We start from the raw sequence: 17,135 nt of genomic DNA on the forward strand, positions 1-17,135 counted from the left end.
AAATAAAATTGATGATGTATAGGAAGGGTTAAAAGAAGAAATACCCCCAGAAAGTATCTGGGGGTATTTCTTCTTAATCTCCAAAATCCTAAAACAGGATTTGGTATACATGCTCCATTGTGATTGGCAAGAAATTCCTCCTACCAATTGGGGATTATTCTTTTAGATGCCCAAAGTCCAGCCTTCACGGTATTCCCGTTTGACAAATTGGTTGGCAGCATCGAAATTGGTCACTTTCATATTGGCACCATCCCAAAGCAATTTGATCCCCCGACCGGGATAGTCAAATTGGTTTTCGTTCCCGCCAGCTCTTGGTTCACGGTAGTCGTAGCTTCGGATGGCCAAATTACCCATCAATACGGATTCAGTCAATGGACCTGCAACTGAGAAAGGGGAACTCAATTGGTGGAATTCCTTGCTGCCGTGACCTGCAATACAAGCTTCTACGAAATTGTTGTAATGCCCCCTGTCTCCATTCGGTACACGGTAGAGGGTTTGTGGTACAGAAACTTCAGCGGTTCTGGAAGTGGGGAGCAATCTGGGATTTACGCCATAGGTACCACACATCATTTTCCCTTTGGTTCCTTCAATGATGACACCATTTCCACCATCGCCCATGATTTCATTTGCTTCCAATTCAATCGGACGGGTAGGTTGAATTCCTCCATCCATCCAATGGAATTCCAGTTCTTCTTTTCCTTCCCTTTTGAATCGCAAAGTGATATGGGAAGAAGGAGGGCAGCTTTCCGGGAAATACCCACGTTTGAATTCCCCGACATAAACGGATCCAACACTGCATTCTGCGGAATCAGGATATCCTAGTCCCAAAACCCTGAATGGAGGTTCTATAATATGGCAGGCCATGTCGCCCAACGCTCCCGTTCCATAATCCCACCAGCCTCTCCAGTTGAAGGGCAGTAGATTTGGGACATAGTCTTTATAGGGTGCTGTTCCCAACCAAAGGTTCCAGTCCAGATCAGCCGGAGGTGTTGCGGCTTGTGTTGGCCAAGGCAGACCTTGTGGCCAAACAGGACGGTCGGTCCAGCAATGTACTTTTGTAGCTTCGCCGATCAGGCCGGCATTGTACCATTCCATCATTTGTCTTACTCCATCTCCTGAGGAACCCTGATTCCCCATTTGAGTCACCACTTTGTATTTTTCAGCAGCCTGGGTCAACATTCGGGCTTCGTAGATGTCATGTGCGAGTGGCTTTTGGACATACACGTGCTTGCCCAATTGCATTGCGGCCATGGCTTGGACGGCATGGTTATGGTCGGGCGTGGAAACCGTCACCGCATCAATGTTTTTGTGCTCCTTGTCAAGCATAACCCTAAAGTCCTTGTAGTACTTGGCTTTTGGATGTGCCTCTACACTGGCCTTTGCCCTGGTGTCATCCACGTCACAAAGGCCCACAATATCCACTTTGCCGCTGTTGAAAACCCCACGGACATCACCTTGGCCCATCCCTCCAACACCTATTCCGGCAATTCTCAATCGGTCACTGGGAGCAATGAATCCAGGTCCCCCAATTACATGTCTTGGTACAAAATAAAACCCAGCAAGAGCCGTCGCCGAGGTTTTTATAAAATCCCTTCTGGCATTTGGCTTCCCGGGTAAATCTTTCTTTTTCATTAGGTATATTTTTAGGTTTAATTGTATGGATTCATTCAGAAATTGTCCACTTTTTTTTATGCTTCAAATTAAATAGTTTTCTGGTTTTTTCAATTGTTCTTTAGGGAGAATGGATTTTTAATGGGATAAATGGGTGTCCAATATTTTCATGAAAGGATTTGAGTGTAATTTTTATTACGGATATGCAATTTTTGATTTTGTTTCTTCAATTCCTAAACTATTCTAAAAAGATTTGCCACATAGCAGAAAATTTTAATTAAGTTTACTTGATAATATTCCCTTTGTTTTCCCAAAATTTGAATCTTATGAAATCGTTTCCTTTTCTTTTTTTCGCCTTATTGGCGATATTGTTCACTTCTTGTTCCAAAGAAAAAACACCAAATATGACAGATTATGCCATTATTCCTCAGCCGATTTCGGTTGTTGGAACGGGAGATTCTTTTGAGTTGGTTGAAAATACCCAAATCCATCTGGTAGGAGACAGTGCACAATTGACACAGATCTCCGCATATCTTCAACAATTAATTCAAAACGCTACCTCATTAGACCTCCAAACCAATACAGAAACAGAACCGGGTGAAGGAGCGATTGTGTTGGCTTTGGATCCTTCGCTTTCCGTGGGAAACGAAGGATATCAATTGGACATCACGAAGCAAAGCATCAAATTGTCGGCAAGTTCAGAAGCAGGTTTGTTTTTTGGAATCCAAACCCTTAGACAATTGTTTCCGGCCGAGTTGGAAATCAAGAGCCAAGTTTCAGGCGTGAAATGGAGAATCCCGACTGGAACCATCACGGATTCTCCCGAATATGCTTACCGAGGCGCCATGTTGGACGTTGCCCGACATTTTTTCTCTGTGGAAGATGTCAAACATTACATTGATCTCCTCGCATTCTATAAAATGAACATGTTGCATTTGCATCTTTCCGATGACCAAGGCTGGAGGATAGAAATCAAATCCTGGCCAAACTTGACGACAATAGGTGGCAGCACCCAAGTAGGGGGAGGAAAGGGTGGCTTTTATACCCAAGAACAATACAAAGACATTGTAGCGTACGCCCAGGAGAGGTTCATCACCATCATTCCGGAAATCGACATGCCAGGCCATACCAATTCAGCTTTGGCGTCTTACGGTGAATTGAACCCAGGGATCACGGTTCCTAAAGAACACAGCGTCAAAGTGGACCGAGCTGCCTTAGGAGTGGAAGGATTGGATCCATTGGCCAGTGAGCTTTACACAGGTATTGTGGTTGGATTCAGTACTTTGGCCACGGACAAGGAAATTACCTATCAATTCGTGGATGATGTGATCCGGGAATTGGCAGAAATGACCCCAGGTCCATACATCCACATCGGTGGAGATGAGTCCCACGTGACGGAAATGAAGGATTACATTCCATTTATCAATAGGGCTCAGGAAATTGTAGCCAAATACGGAAAAACTTCCATTGGATGGGATGAAATTGCACATGCGACCTTGCTTCCCGGAAGTGTTGCGCAGTATTGGGCAGTGGCGGAAAATGCCAAGATGGCCGTGGATCAAGGTGCGCAAGTCATCATGTCTCCTGCAACCAAGGCTTATCTTGACATGCAATATGATTCTACGACGGTTTTGGGACTTCATTGGGCAGCTTACATCGAGTTGGATAGCGCTTACAATTGGGAACCGACGGCAATGGTGGATGGAATAGGGAAATCAAATATATTGGGGATTGAGGCGCCACTTTGGACCGAGACGATCACCAACCGATCAGAATTGGAGTACATGGTATTCCCGAGGATCACCGCCATTGCTGAGATTGCTTGGGTTCCGAAAGAGTCGAAAGATTGGGATTCCTACAAGAAAAGGCTCATCGATCATGGGAAAAGATGGGAATTGATGGGTATCAACTACTATAAATCTCCTTTGGTGGATTGGGGAAAATAAAAAGGAGCCTCAACCGCAACAAATATCATTTTTTAAGTCAAAAGCATTTTGTTGTTTCAGGCTTTATGAAAATTGGATTTTTGAATAAAAAAGTCAGTTTGTTTGAGCATTAAAGCCTTGGGTCAAACCCAAGGCTTTTTTTTTGAGAAGGAAATTCTGGGATTTCAGAAAATTGGAAAAAATGATTCCCTAAATTTCCCGAAGCAATTTCGACCAAATCATGAATTTCATGAATCCTGACAGGTTAGGATTTTGTTTTTACCGAAAATTGCTGTTAATATGCTGTTTCTTTTAAAATACGATTTAGGCATACAGAATGGGAGAATACATCATTGGTTTTAGCAATTGGATTTGGGATACCCCAATGTTGGTGTTGTTGATGGGAGGCGGTTTGATTTTATTTGTTTATTCTGGATTTGTTCCTTTCCGACGTTTTGGCCATGCGCTAAAGGTGGTGCGTGGCAAATACGATGAGAATCTTCCTGGACAGATTTCTTCCCGACAGGCTTTGTCAGCAGCCATTGCAGCTACAGTTGGACTGGGAAATATCAGTGGAGTTGCCATTGCGATCAATATGGGTGGCCCCGGTGCCATTTTTTGGATGTGGATGTCCGCATTTGTGGGTATGGCCACCAAATATTTCACCTGTAGCCTTGCGATCATGTATAGGGGAAAAGACAGTTCTGGAGAAATCCAAGGAGGTCCCATGTATGTGATTGAGGAGGGAATGGGTAAAAAATGGAAACCCCTTGCAGTTCTTTTTTCAGTAGCGGGAATTCTCGGCCTTCTGGCCATCTTCCAAGCAAACCAATTGACGGCTGTGCTCAGATCCGTCATTTTCCAACCCAATGGATGGGATCAGGGTGAAAGCACCAAGTGGATATTGGGAATCAGCATGATGCTGATCGTCGCAGTGGTGATCTTGGGAGGTATCAAAAGGATAGCCGCAGTAGCTTCCCGCTTGGTTCCTTTTATGGTGGGTTTGTATTTTATTACGGTTGTTATTATTGTTTTTCAATACCTAGGAGAAGTACCGGCAACGCTTTGGCTGATTGTTGAAGATGCTTTTACCGGTAATGCCGTCATGGGAGGAGCTGTTGGAGCAGTGATCGTAATCGGCGCCAGAAGAGCTGCTTTCTCAAATGAGGCAGGAATCGGAACAGCACCGATGGTTCACGGGGCTTCCAAAAACAATGAGCCCATCCGTGAAGGTCTGATCGCTATGTTGGGTCCATTTATCGATACGATCGTGGTTTGTACCTTGACGGCTTTGGTGATTTTATTGACTGGTGTTTGGGAAACCACCGAGAACGATGGCGTTCGATTGACACTTTCCGCTTTTGAAATGGCGCTGCCTGGATTTGGGAAATACTTGTTGATGTTGGCTGTTTTGGTATTTGCACTTTCGACCATGTTCACTTATTCCTATTATGGGCACAAGTGTTTCAATTATCTCTTTGGGGCAGACAAAGCGGATTACTATAATTATTTTTATCTTTTGACCATTGTGGCTGGGGCTGTGGTTTCCCTGGAAGTTGTCGTGAGTTTTGTAGATGGGATGTATGCGATTATGGCTATTCCAACTATGATTTCCACGATTTATTTGGCGCCAAAAGTGAAGGCTGCCAGTAAGGATTATTTTGAAAGATTCAAAAACGAATAAGATGAAGGTGCTCATTGCTCCCAATGCATTCAAAGGGACCGTGGAAGCGGATGAGGCATCCGTCATTATTGGACTGGCTTTGAAAGAAGTGAGACCGGATTTTGAAAGCATTTTGAGTCCCATTGCCGACGGTGGCGATGGGACTTGTTTTTTATTGGGAAAGGCAATGGGATTGCCCCAAACATTTCAAATGGCTCTGGATGCTTTGGGTCGACCTATCCTTGGGTTTTATTATTTGGATGTAAAACACCAAACGGCATACCTCGATGTCTCCACAGTCTCTGGTATAAAAAACTTGAAACCTTACGAATTAAATCCATGGACTACAGGTACCTATGGAACGGGGGAGTTGATTCGGTCAGCCATTGATGGCGGGGCAAAGCATATCGTTTTGGGTCTGGGTGGCAGCGCGACGATGGATATGGGCCTGGGGATTTTAAGGGCTTTGGGTTTTATTTTTCTGGATAAAAAAGGTCGAGAAATCTCAATGTTTTCTGAAGGTATCATGGGAAAAATTGCCCATATCCAGAATCCCATCCCAAAGCCAGATATCAAATTCACCTGTCTTTGTGATGTCAACAATTATTTTTGGGGTTCCCAGGGCGCCATTCCCGTTTTTGGCCCGCAAAAGGGATTGAAGGAAACCGAAATTATTCCTTATGAAAATGCCTGCAAACATTTTTCCAGTCACTTGGAGAAAAAATCCAAAAAGACCATCCTTGACCAAGAGGGCTTTGGCGCTGCTGGGGGAATTGCCTTTGGCTTGTCTGCTTTCTTTCCCATGGACCTAAAAATGGGAGCCAATTGGTTTTTTGAAAAAACAGGTATGGAGGGCAAAATCAAGAATGCTGATTTGATCATTACAGGGGAGGGACGATATGACAGCCAATCTGCAGGAGGAAAGGGTAGTTATGAATTGCTTCAAATGGCCAAAAAATTCGGGAAACACACTGTATTGATTACCTCCGGGAATGGGGGAGATGGCAGTGGTTTCGATCAGGTCATACACCTTCCAGAACTCAATTTCAACGAACCGACCTTTGTTGCCGAAGCAAAAAACTATTTATATGATTCTGTGCTTAATGCATTTAAGTTGTAAGTATTAAAGTCATTAAATAGGGGTTTTAACTCCTGTTAACCATTGCCAATTTCATTCCTGTTTGAAATCACCTATTAATCAGTCTTTGCCTGTTGCTTTTGACTTTACCCTATCGGTCGGACGCCTTCTTCTCCAAAAAATCTGTTCTTGCTTGCAATTTCAACCCCCTTAAATGAACGGAACGTGTGTTTCGGGATATATAAACTTTATACATTTCATTTCTGTATTGTTGATGTTTCCGAAGGGCATACTTGAAAAGAAAATAAATTTTCAAATGAAGAGTCCAAAACCAGATCAGATGATTTTGTAATCCATCACTCTTTCTATTTGCTGTTTGAGTTCTCCTATATTGATGCTGTTGATGATCCCATTGTCTCTTGCGTTTTTCTTGTCATGAAGACTTTTCACGATTCCCTCATACACTTGATTTGGAGAAAGGTCTCCACCATTTGCTTTTTTAGATTTGATGATGCCGTTCGCTTTTGCGAGGTCAACGGCTTCGATGATCCTGAACTGATAGTTGTTGGCAATCTCAAAGAAATTGTCATAATACAACAAGTATTTTTTGGAGATTTCGACTAAGCCATTCACATTGTTGTTGTAATACTTCACATCGAATTCCTTCTGGAGAAGCGCTGAATAATTGGTTTCTCCTCGGTTGTTTTGGAATTTTCTTTCTAAATCTCTCAGGTATTTTTCACTCCAGTCCCTATTGAAGCTGCCTAAAATTCTATTGAAATAACTGTCAATGGTTTCTCCATCGTACCTGTCGGACACAGTGAAATTCAATTTGGGAGCATCTTTTTTCAATTTGGCCAGTAGATCCAACTGAAGGTTTTCCAATAAAACTCTTCTGTCACTATTGGAAGTTTGATTCAGGACATTGGCTTTGTCCAATGTAGTGTAATAGGAAATGTATCGGTTGAGTTCTCCTTCGAAAGTCTTTAATTTTCCGAGATCACTTTTTTTATCCGTTAGGGATGAACTGTAGGCGATGTTGAGGATTGAACTGGATGCTGATACAGCATTGGAAACAAAAGGAATGCTTGCGATGATAGGACTGCTGATGATACTTTTTGAAATATCAATAAACCGATCCATTTGGGTTTTGGTGGGAAACAGCACGATTTTATTGGCAGATTCAATGATGATGTCCTGAAAAGAAAAGCCAAGTGGTCCCTCTTGGATGCTGCTAAGTGATTTGATAAATCCCTGATAATCTTCATCGGTAAGCCTGGATTTCAAATCTATGATGTCATCGCTGAGCACTTTATAAAGTTGTGTGGAATGGTTGATATTGGATTTTATGGTTTCCCATTTTGTTTCATCAGAAACTTTTTTGTCCGTGATCAGGTCATTTAGGGTTCTGTTGGTAAGATCCAAGCTGTTGAGCAATGCCTCGTTGTCATTCCTCAAAGATTCCATCTCTTTGTTGATGAGGACGATTTTGCTGGAGTCGGTATCGCTTTGAGCAAAACTTTCCCATGCTGAGCATATAATGAGGAGTGAAAATAAAACGGATTTCATGTGCGGTGGAAATGGTGAATGGGTGTCAATGTATTCTCTTAAGGCACAATAAATGGATTCAATAAGCCATATCCATATATCACTATCCGTTTAGGAATAATTACATGTTGCAAGTACGGAAAACCTGCTTCATTTGTTTCCAGAAATGAGAGTGAATCTTACGGGAGAATCAAGATTGTTTCAAAAGGTTAATCTATGCTGTTTTCTTCGGTTGTAAAAAGAAGTATTTCTCACAAAGATTCATACTCTTTTCCTAAATACGGTCTATTTTCCAAATGGATCTTATGAAATAATCAACCTAACAGGGTATTCTCCTGAATGCTGAAAATTTGAAATTGATTTTATTTTAACCAGGAAGCTTAAGGCATATTTAGGGTAATTGCGGAATCATTTTTCGCCACCAAGGTGGAAATGGTCTGGTTCCGAGTTGCTTCGTTCTAAAGTTTTATAAATTATTAATTAAAAGCAACTTGTGTTTATTTATGTATAAATTACTTGATGTCATATCTCCAAATGCAGGGCATTCTCAAGGATGTTTGAAAACTATTGGCAGGAAACATATTAGAAGTCATATTCAATTATTCAGGGTTTAAATTAATCAGGATATCCCCCTGTTTTCCAATTAAGGGGTAGAAATAAAAGAAAGTGCAACAATGAAAATTGCTGCACTTTCTGAAAATGAAGGCCAATGGTTTATGCTTTCTCTGTTGCCGCTTGTTTGTTTACTGCTGAAACAGCCACTTCGGTGAGCAATGAATCCGAGGCTTTTTCTTCCTCTAATGTATCTTCCAATAAGGTAACAGCCTCGGTCAACTTAAGCGTTTCTGCAAATTGACGCAGTGTTCCGTAACTCGCAATTTCGTAGTGTTCAATTTTTTGAGCAGCCGAAATGATCCCAGCATCGCACATGGCTCCTTTTTCGCACTCTTCCATAATTCCTTCCGCCTCATCTATCAGGCCTTCCATGGCATCACATTTCACTGCACTGGCTTTTTTGCCAAAGGTTTCAAAAACCTTTTCCACTCTTGTCACATGCTCTTTGGTTTCTTCAAGGTGTGTGGTCAGTGCTTTCACCAATTTTTCGGATGTCGCCTTTTTGATCATCTTGGGGATGGCCTTGGTTAGCGCTTTTTCAGCCCAATATATATCCTTCAACTCGTCCTCAAATAATTCCATGAGTTGTGAGGATTGCAGCTCTTTTTTGCCTGAAACACTCGTTGTGTAACTGGCAGCAGAATGACTGCTTCCTGTATTTGATTTTGATGTTTTCATTTTTGATGTGGTTTAGTTGTTAATCATTCGTTTTTGATTCCATTGCCTCTTGGATTTCAAATTATAAAAAAGGTCATCGGATTTCCTGGTTGATTTTTGAATCAGTTGTCTTCGTAAAATCCTTGATGGTTCGAAAATGTTGAACCCGTTTTATGCATTACCAATTCTAACCCCGTCTGAAATTACCTAATGATCAGTTGGTTGTTGACTGTTTTTGACTCCACCATTTTGGAAAACACATTGTTCTCCAAATAGTCTGATTTTCTTTCAGTTTCAATCCCATTGGGAAACCTATTGCATGTTTATAGTTAAATAACAACATTATAACGAAATAAAATGAAAAAAATATTTATATTTTGAGAATTTATTTACTTAATTTATGATTTAAAAATATTCGTTATTCAAAAAAATCTTTAGAATTTGAAAAAAAAAGAGCATGCTGAAAGCAAACCTCTCAACAATCATTACCTAAAATCCAATCAATTCAAGGTACGAATCACTTTACAGGGATTTCCGGCCGCCAATACATCATTCGGAATATCTTTCGTCACCACCGATCCGGCTCCGATGATAGATCGGTCTCCAATCGTTACTCCCGGGCAGATGATACTTCCTCCTCCAATCCAAACATCTGAACCTATCTCTACAGGTTTTGCAAACTCCAATAAGGACCCTCGAACTTTAAATTCTACTGGATGGGTTCCTGTATAGATTTGAACATTTGGTCCCACCAAAACCCGATCTCCCAAAGTGACGGGCATCACATCCAAAATAACACAATTGAAATTGAAAAAAACATCCTCTCCAGCCCTGATATTGTAACCATAATCACAAAAAAATGGAGGTTCAATCCAAAAATTCTTCCCTGTCCTTCTCAACAATTCCTTCAATAGCGCTGCACGTTCTGCATTTGCATCCGGTTGAGAATCATTGAATGCCTTGATCAATTTTCTAGCCTTCAGCCGCTCCTCACTGAGCTCGGGATCAGCTGCGAGATAGAGCTCTCCGGCAAGCATTTTTTGTTTTTCTGATTTCATATTTGGTCTTGGATTTTGGTCAGTACTCGTTTTGCTTGCTCAAGATGTCTTTTTTCATGGGCAACGATGATTTCAAAGGCTTTTTCCAATGTGTAGACAATCAGCTTATTGGCAGGTGAATGGATGATGGCTTTACTGTCAATAAAGGGGGCCATTTGCGTTATCCAGTCGATCAATTCTGCTTGGTGGCTTTTGAATTGATCAAGGATGTTTCCAGAAGAAGTTGCCAAATTTGGTTCCCAAAGTGGAAATGTCTTGATCTTTTTTTTGCCTCCATCGGAAACTGATTTGTAAATCATATCCCCAAACAATTTGGTAAAAAAGCCAAATTTCCCAATGAATGCGCCTCTAAATGTTCCGTTTTTCAATTTTTTAAAAATAGGGAAATAACTGCTGTTGACTTTGATCAGATGATCTAGATTTTCCGAGATACTCCACTCATTTGGATTGGCTTTGAGGAGAAGGATTTCGGATGAAAGTATTCCAAAATCCTTTGTTACAGCTTCGGTAACTGCATTCAGTTCATTGATCCAACGGTTTTTTTTATCCATTATTTTATTTCTGTGTTTTGGCCAAGTTACTACAATAATGATTTTTTAGGAAGTTTTTCTCCCAAGATAAAGTGGGATTTGATATTAGCTCTCCCTGAGTTTTGGTTAATCTCAAGGAGCAGCGCCATTTTGGGATCGGATTTTCCAAAAAACCACAAATATTTAATTCTGAATGTGACAAGTGACCACCATTTTTTTCCGTACAATCATGTTTTGTGCAAGTCCCACCGAATATTGGTTTCGGAAAAGAACCTTTATGTTTTTAAAGGCCCTTTGTTCTTGGTTTCCAAAAAGATATTTGAAATTAGAACTTATCCGTCACCAATGGGTGTTGTCGTAAAACTTTTGAATAAAAACCACCAACACAACATGGCCAAGAAGAATACGGCAGAAAAGAGAGTCACGATGGCCTCCGTTTTTAAAACCATCATTTGGCCAAGGAGAAAACAATTGTTTCTTGGCTTGTTCCTGATCATTATCAGTAGACTTTCGGGATTGATTCTTCCTGGGGCGAGTAAGTACCTTATTGATGACGTAATCCCCAGCAATGACCTGGAAATGCTCAAATGGCTGATTTTAGCTGTTGTGGCCGCCATTGTGATTCAATCCACAACTTCCTATGCATTGACCCAGATTCTAAGTGTAGAAGCCCAAAACTTGATATCCAAGCTTAGGGCGCAGGTTCAAAGCCACATTATCAAGCTTCCCATCAGATTTTTTGACAACACCAAAACAGGGGAATTGGTATCCAGAATCATGACAGATGTGGAAGGCGTCCGAAACTTGGTCGGTACGGGATTCGCCCAAATGATTGGTGGAGTGCTTACAGCCGCGGTTTCCCTTGGTTTGTTGATCGCCATCAGTCCACTCATGACGCTATATGTGCTGTTGCCTGTGATCGTATTTGGTTTTATTTCGCTGAAAGCTTTCAGTAAAATCCGCCCAATCTTTCGGGAAAGGGGGAAAATCAACGCTGAAGTTACCGGTCGATTGACAGAAACACTCGGAGGAATCAGGGTGATCAAGGGATTCAACGCAGAAGCCCAGGAAATAAAAACATTTGAAGAAGGTGTGGAACGTTTGTTTTTAAATGTGAAAGCCAGCTTGACTTCTACCAGTTTCGTCACCTCTGCCGCGACTTTATTGCTGGGTCTAGCCTCTGCCGGGATCATGGGAATGGGGGGATACATGATTATGGACAATCAAATGACCTTTGGGGATTTCCTTGCTTTTACGCTTTATCTGGGATTTATGATTGCGCCAATCGTTCAGATGAGCAATATCGGAAGTCAGTTGACTGAAGCTTTTGCAGGATTGGATAGGACAGAAGAGATCATGAATACTCCATTGGAAGATGCTGGTGGAAAAAGAACCCTTCGTTTGCCGAATATAAAGGGTGATATCCGCTTTGACAATGTATCCTTCGCCTATGAGGAAGGAAAAGAAGTGGTGAAAGGAATCAGTTTTGACGCACCTGCTGGATCCGTGACTGCTCTGGTCGGAACCTCAGGATCCGGAAAGACAACAATTGCTGGATTGGCAGCCTCATTTTTGAACCCTGATTCAGGATTGATCACGGTAGATGGACACGATCTCCAGCAAATCTCACTCGAAAGTTTCCGCTCCCAGTTGGGGGTGGTATTACAGGATGATTTCTTGTTTGAAGGCACGATCAAGGAAAACATCCTTTTCCCCAGACCCAATGCCACTGCCGAGCAATTGGAACAGGCAGTTCACGCTGCACACGTGCAGGAATTCACGGACAGGTTTGAGGATGGATTGGACACGCTGATAGGAGAAAGGGGCGTGAAGCTCTCAGGTGGTCAGCGGCAAAGAATTGCGATTGCAAGAGCGGTTTTGGCAGACCCAAGAGTGCTGATTTTGGATGAAGCGACGTCTAATTTAGATACTGAAAGTGAATCACTTATACAATTGAGTTTGAAGAAATTGATGCAAGGGAGAACCACCTTTGTGATCGCACATAGACTCAGTACGATCAGGCAAGCAGACCAAATCTTGGTCATTGAGAGGGGAGAGATTGTCGAACAAGGAAAACATGAGGAGCTTATCCAAAAACAAGGGCGCTATTATCAACTCTATACCTACCAAGCCAGGATTTAACCCAAAATATGCAATGGGTTTCCAAATGGGATTGAAACTGAAAGAAAATCAGCCTATTGGGAGAATAATTCCTGACACCAATAAGGTCAAATCAAGAATAGTCAACATCCAATTGGTTGTCAGTCAATTACAATTTTGCATTGAGTCTGTAATGCAAAAAACGCGTTTAATCCATGCCGCAACGATTGATAAGGAAACGAATATCCATAAACCATAAACCAGTTCAATCCGAAATATGCATTGTGTTTTTGATGGGATAGACACCTCAAAAAATCAGGTTATGTGGAGAATAAGGCGTATTACCGATAGGGTAAATTCGAAAACTGCAAACAAAAAGTGATACCATAATCATTCAGGATGTATTCCAGTTGGAAATGCAAAAGAAGGACACAATCTTTCAAAAACTGGGGTATAAGAAAAGGTGCAAACCAATGGGACTTTAATTTCCCCTCTGACTTGCACCTTTTCGCATTCTTGATGAACTCTACAAAGAAAATTTATGAAAGAGATTGGTTTTCCCGGGAAGCCAATTCCAGTATTTTATCATACTCTTTTGGATCCAAATCCTTGTAAAAATAATGGACCGGGTTGATGAAGATATTGTCTTTGATCACTTCGTAATGCACGTGAGGCGCGGTGGAAGACCCCGTGTTTCCGACGGTACCGATTTGGTCACCCCGTTTGACTTTTTGTCCTTTTTTCACTTTGAAATCATTCATGTGGGCGTACCTGGTCACAAATCCAAAACCATGGTCGATTTCAATATACTTTCCATAACCTCCAAATTCCGTTTTGACACTCTGAATGACTCCGTCACCTGTGGCATAAATCGGAGTTCCCTTGGGAGCTGCAAAATCAACTCCATTGTGCATTTTGATTACTTTAAGGATCGGATGGAGACGATTTCCATATCCTGATGCAAGAAGGTTCAAATCTTCATTGAAAATAGGCTGAATGGCGGGAACTGAAGCCCAATATTCATCTTTGCTCGAGGCGAGTCGATACACCTCGTCATAGGAAACGGATTGAACATACATCTTTCTTTTAAGATTTTCTACCTTTCCGGTAACATCGACAATGAGTTTCTCCTTATTTAAGCCCTTCTGCTTGATTTCACTAAAACGATCACTTCCTCCGATTCCAGCATTCCTTATGGCAAGAGGTAGGGGTTCTGTTTCAAAAATAACCCGATACAGGTTATCATCCCGTTGCTGCAAATCGGCAAGCATTTGGTCCATATTGCCAACCTGCTCCTCAAGCATTTTGTAGTAATAGGTCAATTCTTTGTTTTCACGTTTCAGGAGCAATTCCTTTGGGCTGTCAAAATACAAATTGAAAACAATCAAAATACCGACGGATAGGATGGAGGCCAAAGAAAGGAATCCAAGGGTATTCAATAGGATATCCCATTTGCTTCGGGTATATCTTTCGTATTTGCAGGTTTTGGGGTCGTAGTAATATTTTATTCTACTCATTACAATTTGCAGGGTAAATCTTATAATTTTGTAGCCCTTGATGGACTTGGAAATTTCTGTTTCAAGTTTGCAAATATAGTCATAAAAACATATAATCCGAACATAGTCAAAAGCTTACATGGAAGCCAAACGAATCAGAAGTACTTTTATTGAATTTTTTGAGTCAAAACAACATCACTTTGTCCCTTCTTCTCCGATCGTGGTGAAAAACGATCCTACCTTGATGTTTACGAATGCGGGCATGAATCAATTCAAGGATTATTTCCTTGGAAATGAGGTTCCTAAAGCAAAAAGAGTGGCCAACAGCCAGAAATGTTTGCGGGTTTCCGGTAAGCACAATGACCTTGAAGAAGTGGGGGTGGATACATACCATCATACGATGTTTGAAATGTTGGGAAACTGGTCATTTGGTGATTATTTCAAAAAAGAAGCGATTGAATGGGCTTGGGAATTATTGACGACTGTCTATCAACTGCCAAAAGATAGACTCTATGTATCTGTTTTTGGCGGGGACAAAGGGGACCAATTGGATCGGGACAATGAGGCTTTTGACATTTGGAAAAACATCGTCTCAGAGGATCGGATTATTTTTGGTTCCAAAAAGGACAATTTTTGGGAAATGGGTGATACAGGTCCCTGCGGTCCCTGTTCCGAAATCCACGTGGATTTGCGGACAGATGTAGAAAGGGAAAGGGAATCAGGATATGATCTTGTCAACAATGATCATCCACAGGTAATCGAGATTTGGAATCTTGTTTTCATGCAGTTCAACAGGATTTCCGACGGAAGCCTGAAAGAACTTCCCGCCAAGCATGTGGATACCGGTATGGGGTTTGAACGTCTGGTGAGGGCTGTCCAAAACAAATCATCCAATTATGATACGGATGTTTTCATGCCTTTCATCCAGGCCATTGAAAAAAAATCAGGTAAAAAGTACGGTGAAGATGAAAAAACGGATATTGCGATGCGTGTTATCGTGGATCATATCCGGGCCATTTCCTTTACGATTGCTGATGGACAATTGCCCTCCAATAACAAAGCTGGCTATGTGATCAGAAGGATATTGAGAAGAGCCGTCCGATACGGCTATACTTTTTTGGACTTGCAAAAGCCTTTCCTTTTTGAGTTGCTACCCTTGCTTGCCGAGAATTTCGGTGAGATTTTTCCTGAAATTGCCATGCAGCAGGATTTCATCTCCAAGGTGATCCAGGAAGAGGAAGCTTCATTTTTAAGAACATTAGACAACGGCCTCAAGATCCTGGATCAGATAAAATTGGATTTGAAGGAGAAAAATGAAAACATCATCGATGGCAAGACTTCATTTGAACTCTATGATACATTTGGTTTTCCTTTGGACCTTACTTCACTGATTGCTCGGGAAAACGGGATTTCAGTGGATGAAAAAGGGTTCGCAATAGAAATGGAAAAGCAAAAGAGCAGATCCAGAGCTGCAGCGGAGCATGAAACCGGCGATTGGGTGATGGTGAATGAAGATGAGGGCGTGGATTTTATCGGTTACGATCATTTGGAATCCCAAAGTAACATCATCAAATACCGTCTGATCACGGATAAAAAAGGAGATCGCTATCAGTTGGTTCTGGACAAAACCCCTTTCTATGCGGAAAGTGGTGGGCAAGTCGGTGACCAGGGATGGCTGATTTCAGGGGCGGAAAAAATCAGGGTACTCGATACCAAAAAAGAAAATGACCTGATCGTACATTTTGTAGACAAACTACCATCAGCTCCTGAAATGACTTTCCACTGTAAAGTGGAAAGTGAAAAAAGAAGGCTGATCATCAACAACCATACGGCTACGCATCTCTTGCAGGCAGCCCTGAAACAAGTTTTGGGAGACCATGTTCAACAGAAAGGCTCCTTGGTCAATGATCAGTTGCTGCGTTTTGACTTCTCCCATTTCGCGAAAGTAACGGATGAGGAGATTGCCAAAATAGAAAGCATCGTCAATTCAAAAATAAGGGCAAACATCCCTTTAATCGAACAAAGAAACGTGCCTATCGAAGAGGCTAAAAATCAAGGAGCTATGGCGCTTTTTGGGGAAAAATATGGCGAATTCGTGCGTGTGATCACATTTGACAAAAATTTTTCCGTCGAACTTTGCGGCGGCATCCACGTACCTTCCACAGGTGCGATCGGGTTCTTCAAAATCGTCTCTGAAGGTTCGGTTGCATCAGGTGTCAGAAGGATTGAAGCCATCACTGCGGATGCTGCGGAATCCTTTTTGAACGCACAGGTGAATTTGGTGAAGGATCTTCAGGAAATGCTTAAAAACCCAAAGGATTTGAAGAAATCAGTGGAAGCTTTGTTGAAGGAAAGAAACGAGTTGAAGAAAGAAGTCGAAGTCCTTCAAAACCGCCAAACAGGAGCACTCAAAGAAGAATTACTTGAAAAAGCAATTTCGATTGATGGAATGAATTGTGTTTTCGCACAAATCTCAGTACCATCTGCTGATGCCTTGAAGAAATTGTCCTTTGAAATAAAAAATGAATTGGGCAATGCATTGGTGGTTTTGGCTGCTGATATTGAGGGGAAGCCACAAATAGCCGTGACGATCGATGAAGCATTGATCGCCTCTAAAGGATTGAACGCGGGCAACATGGTCAGGGAACTGGCCAAAGAAATCGGAGGTGGTGGGGGAGGGCAACCTTTCTTTGCCACTGCAGGAGGGAAGAATCTTGGTGGATTGCCGAGCGTAATCCAAAAAGCCAAGGAGATGTTTTCATGAGATTGAAGGTTTTATACATACAGATTTGGTTTTAGGTGATTTCTAAGCCATTTTTGAGTCAAAAAATAATTTTATTTAGCTGAAGAATAA

11 protein-coding genes are annotated in these 17,135 nt (G+C 41.7%); 5 read left to right on the plus strand and 6 right to left on the minus strand.

The window, feature by feature from the left end; translation table 11 throughout:
* Positions 1-162: 162 nt before the first annotated feature.
* Positions 163-1,632: a Gfo/Idh/MocA family protein gene (locus Q7J63_RS10900; RefSeq protein WP_304886079.1), complete on the minus strand. Its 1,470-nt coding sequence runs from the start codon at positions 1,630-1,632 to the stop codon at positions 163-165.
* 305 nt (positions 1,633-1,937) lie between these two features.
* Between Q7J63_RS10900 and Q7J63_RS10905 the strand changes: the two genes are divergently transcribed.
* From Q7J63_RS10905 to Q7J63_RS10915, 3 genes are all read left to right on the plus strand, one after another.
* Positions 1,938-3,557 (plus strand): beta-N-acetylhexosaminidase, encoded by a 1,620-nt coding sequence (locus Q7J63_RS10905; protein ID WP_304886080.1) that lies wholly within the window; start codon positions 1,938-1,940, stop codon positions 3,555-3,557.
* Between the two features lie 316 nt (positions 3,558-3,873).
* Positions 3,874-5,220, plus strand: a complete 1,347-nt coding sequence (locus tag Q7J63_RS10910) for a sodium:alanine symporter family protein (RefSeq protein ID WP_304886082.1) — start codon at positions 3,874-3,876, stop codon at positions 5,218-5,220.
* A gap of 1 nt (position 5,221) precedes the next feature.
* Positions 5,222-6,319 carry a glycerate kinase gene (locus tag Q7J63_RS10915; protein ID WP_304886084.1) on the plus strand — a complete coding sequence of 366 codons (1,098 nt, stop codon included), beginning with the start codon at positions 5,222-5,224 and terminating at the stop codon, positions 6,317-6,319.
* Positions 6,320-6,613: 294 nt separating this feature from the next.
* Here the strand turns inward: Q7J63_RS10915 and Q7J63_RS10920 are convergent, their stop codons facing one another.
* The 4 genes from Q7J63_RS10920 to Q7J63_RS10935 form a co-directional block, all read right to left on the minus strand.
* A complete protein-coding gene (locus Q7J63_RS10920) occupies positions 6,614-7,846 on the minus strand; it encodes a hypothetical protein (RefSeq protein WP_304886086.1) in 1,233 nt (410 codons plus the stop codon).
* 693 nt (positions 7,847-8,539) lie between these two features.
* Positions 8,540-9,118 carry a ferritin-like domain-containing protein gene (locus tag Q7J63_RS10925; protein WP_019598848.1) on the minus strand — a complete coding sequence of 193 codons (579 nt, stop codon included), beginning with the start codon at positions 9,116-9,118 and terminating at the stop codon, positions 8,540-8,542.
* 479 nt (positions 9,119-9,597) lie between these two features.
* On the minus strand, positions 9,598-10,155 hold the full coding sequence (locus Q7J63_RS10930; RefSeq protein ID WP_304886087.1) for a sugar O-acetyltransferase: 558 nt from the start codon (positions 10,153-10,155) through the stop codon (positions 9,598-9,600).
* The gene (locus Q7J63_RS10935; protein WP_304886089.1) at positions 10,152-10,706 is read right to left on the minus strand and encodes a DinB family protein; all 555 of its coding nucleotides are present in this window, start codon (positions 10,704-10,706) and stop codon (positions 10,152-10,154) included. Before Q7J63_RS10935 ends, Q7J63_RS10930 begins: the two co-directional genes overlap by 4 nt.
* 369 nt (positions 10,707-11,075) lie before the next feature.
* Here Q7J63_RS10935 and Q7J63_RS10940 point away from each other — a divergent pair, with 369 nt between their 5' ends.
* Entirely contained in the window at positions 11,076-12,827 is a 1,752-nt protein-coding gene (locus Q7J63_RS10940) for an ABC transporter ATP-binding protein (protein ID WP_304886091.1), read from the plus strand.
* 497 nt (positions 12,828-13,324) lie between these two features.
* Here the strand turns inward: Q7J63_RS10940 and Q7J63_RS10945 are convergent, their stop codons facing one another.
* Positions 13,325-14,302, minus strand: a complete 978-nt coding sequence (locus tag Q7J63_RS10945) for a M23 family metallopeptidase (RefSeq protein ID WP_019598842.1) — start codon at positions 14,300-14,302, stop codon at positions 13,325-13,327.
* A 118-nt stretch (positions 14,303-14,420) separates the two neighbouring features.
* Between Q7J63_RS10945 and alaS the strand changes: the two genes are divergently transcribed.
* Positions 14,421-17,045 carry an alanine--tRNA ligase gene (gene alaS / locus Q7J63_RS10950; RefSeq protein WP_304886093.1) on the plus strand — a complete coding sequence of 875 codons (2,625 nt, stop codon included), beginning with the start codon at positions 14,421-14,423 and terminating at the stop codon, positions 17,043-17,045.
* The last annotated feature ends 90 nt before the right edge of the window (positions 17,046-17,135 follow it).

Origin of the sequence: Rhodonellum sp., assembly GCF_030656585.1 — a bacterium.
GTDB lineage: Bacteria > Bacteroidota > Bacteroidia > Cytophagales > Cyclobacteriaceae > Rhodonellum > Rhodonellum psychrophilum.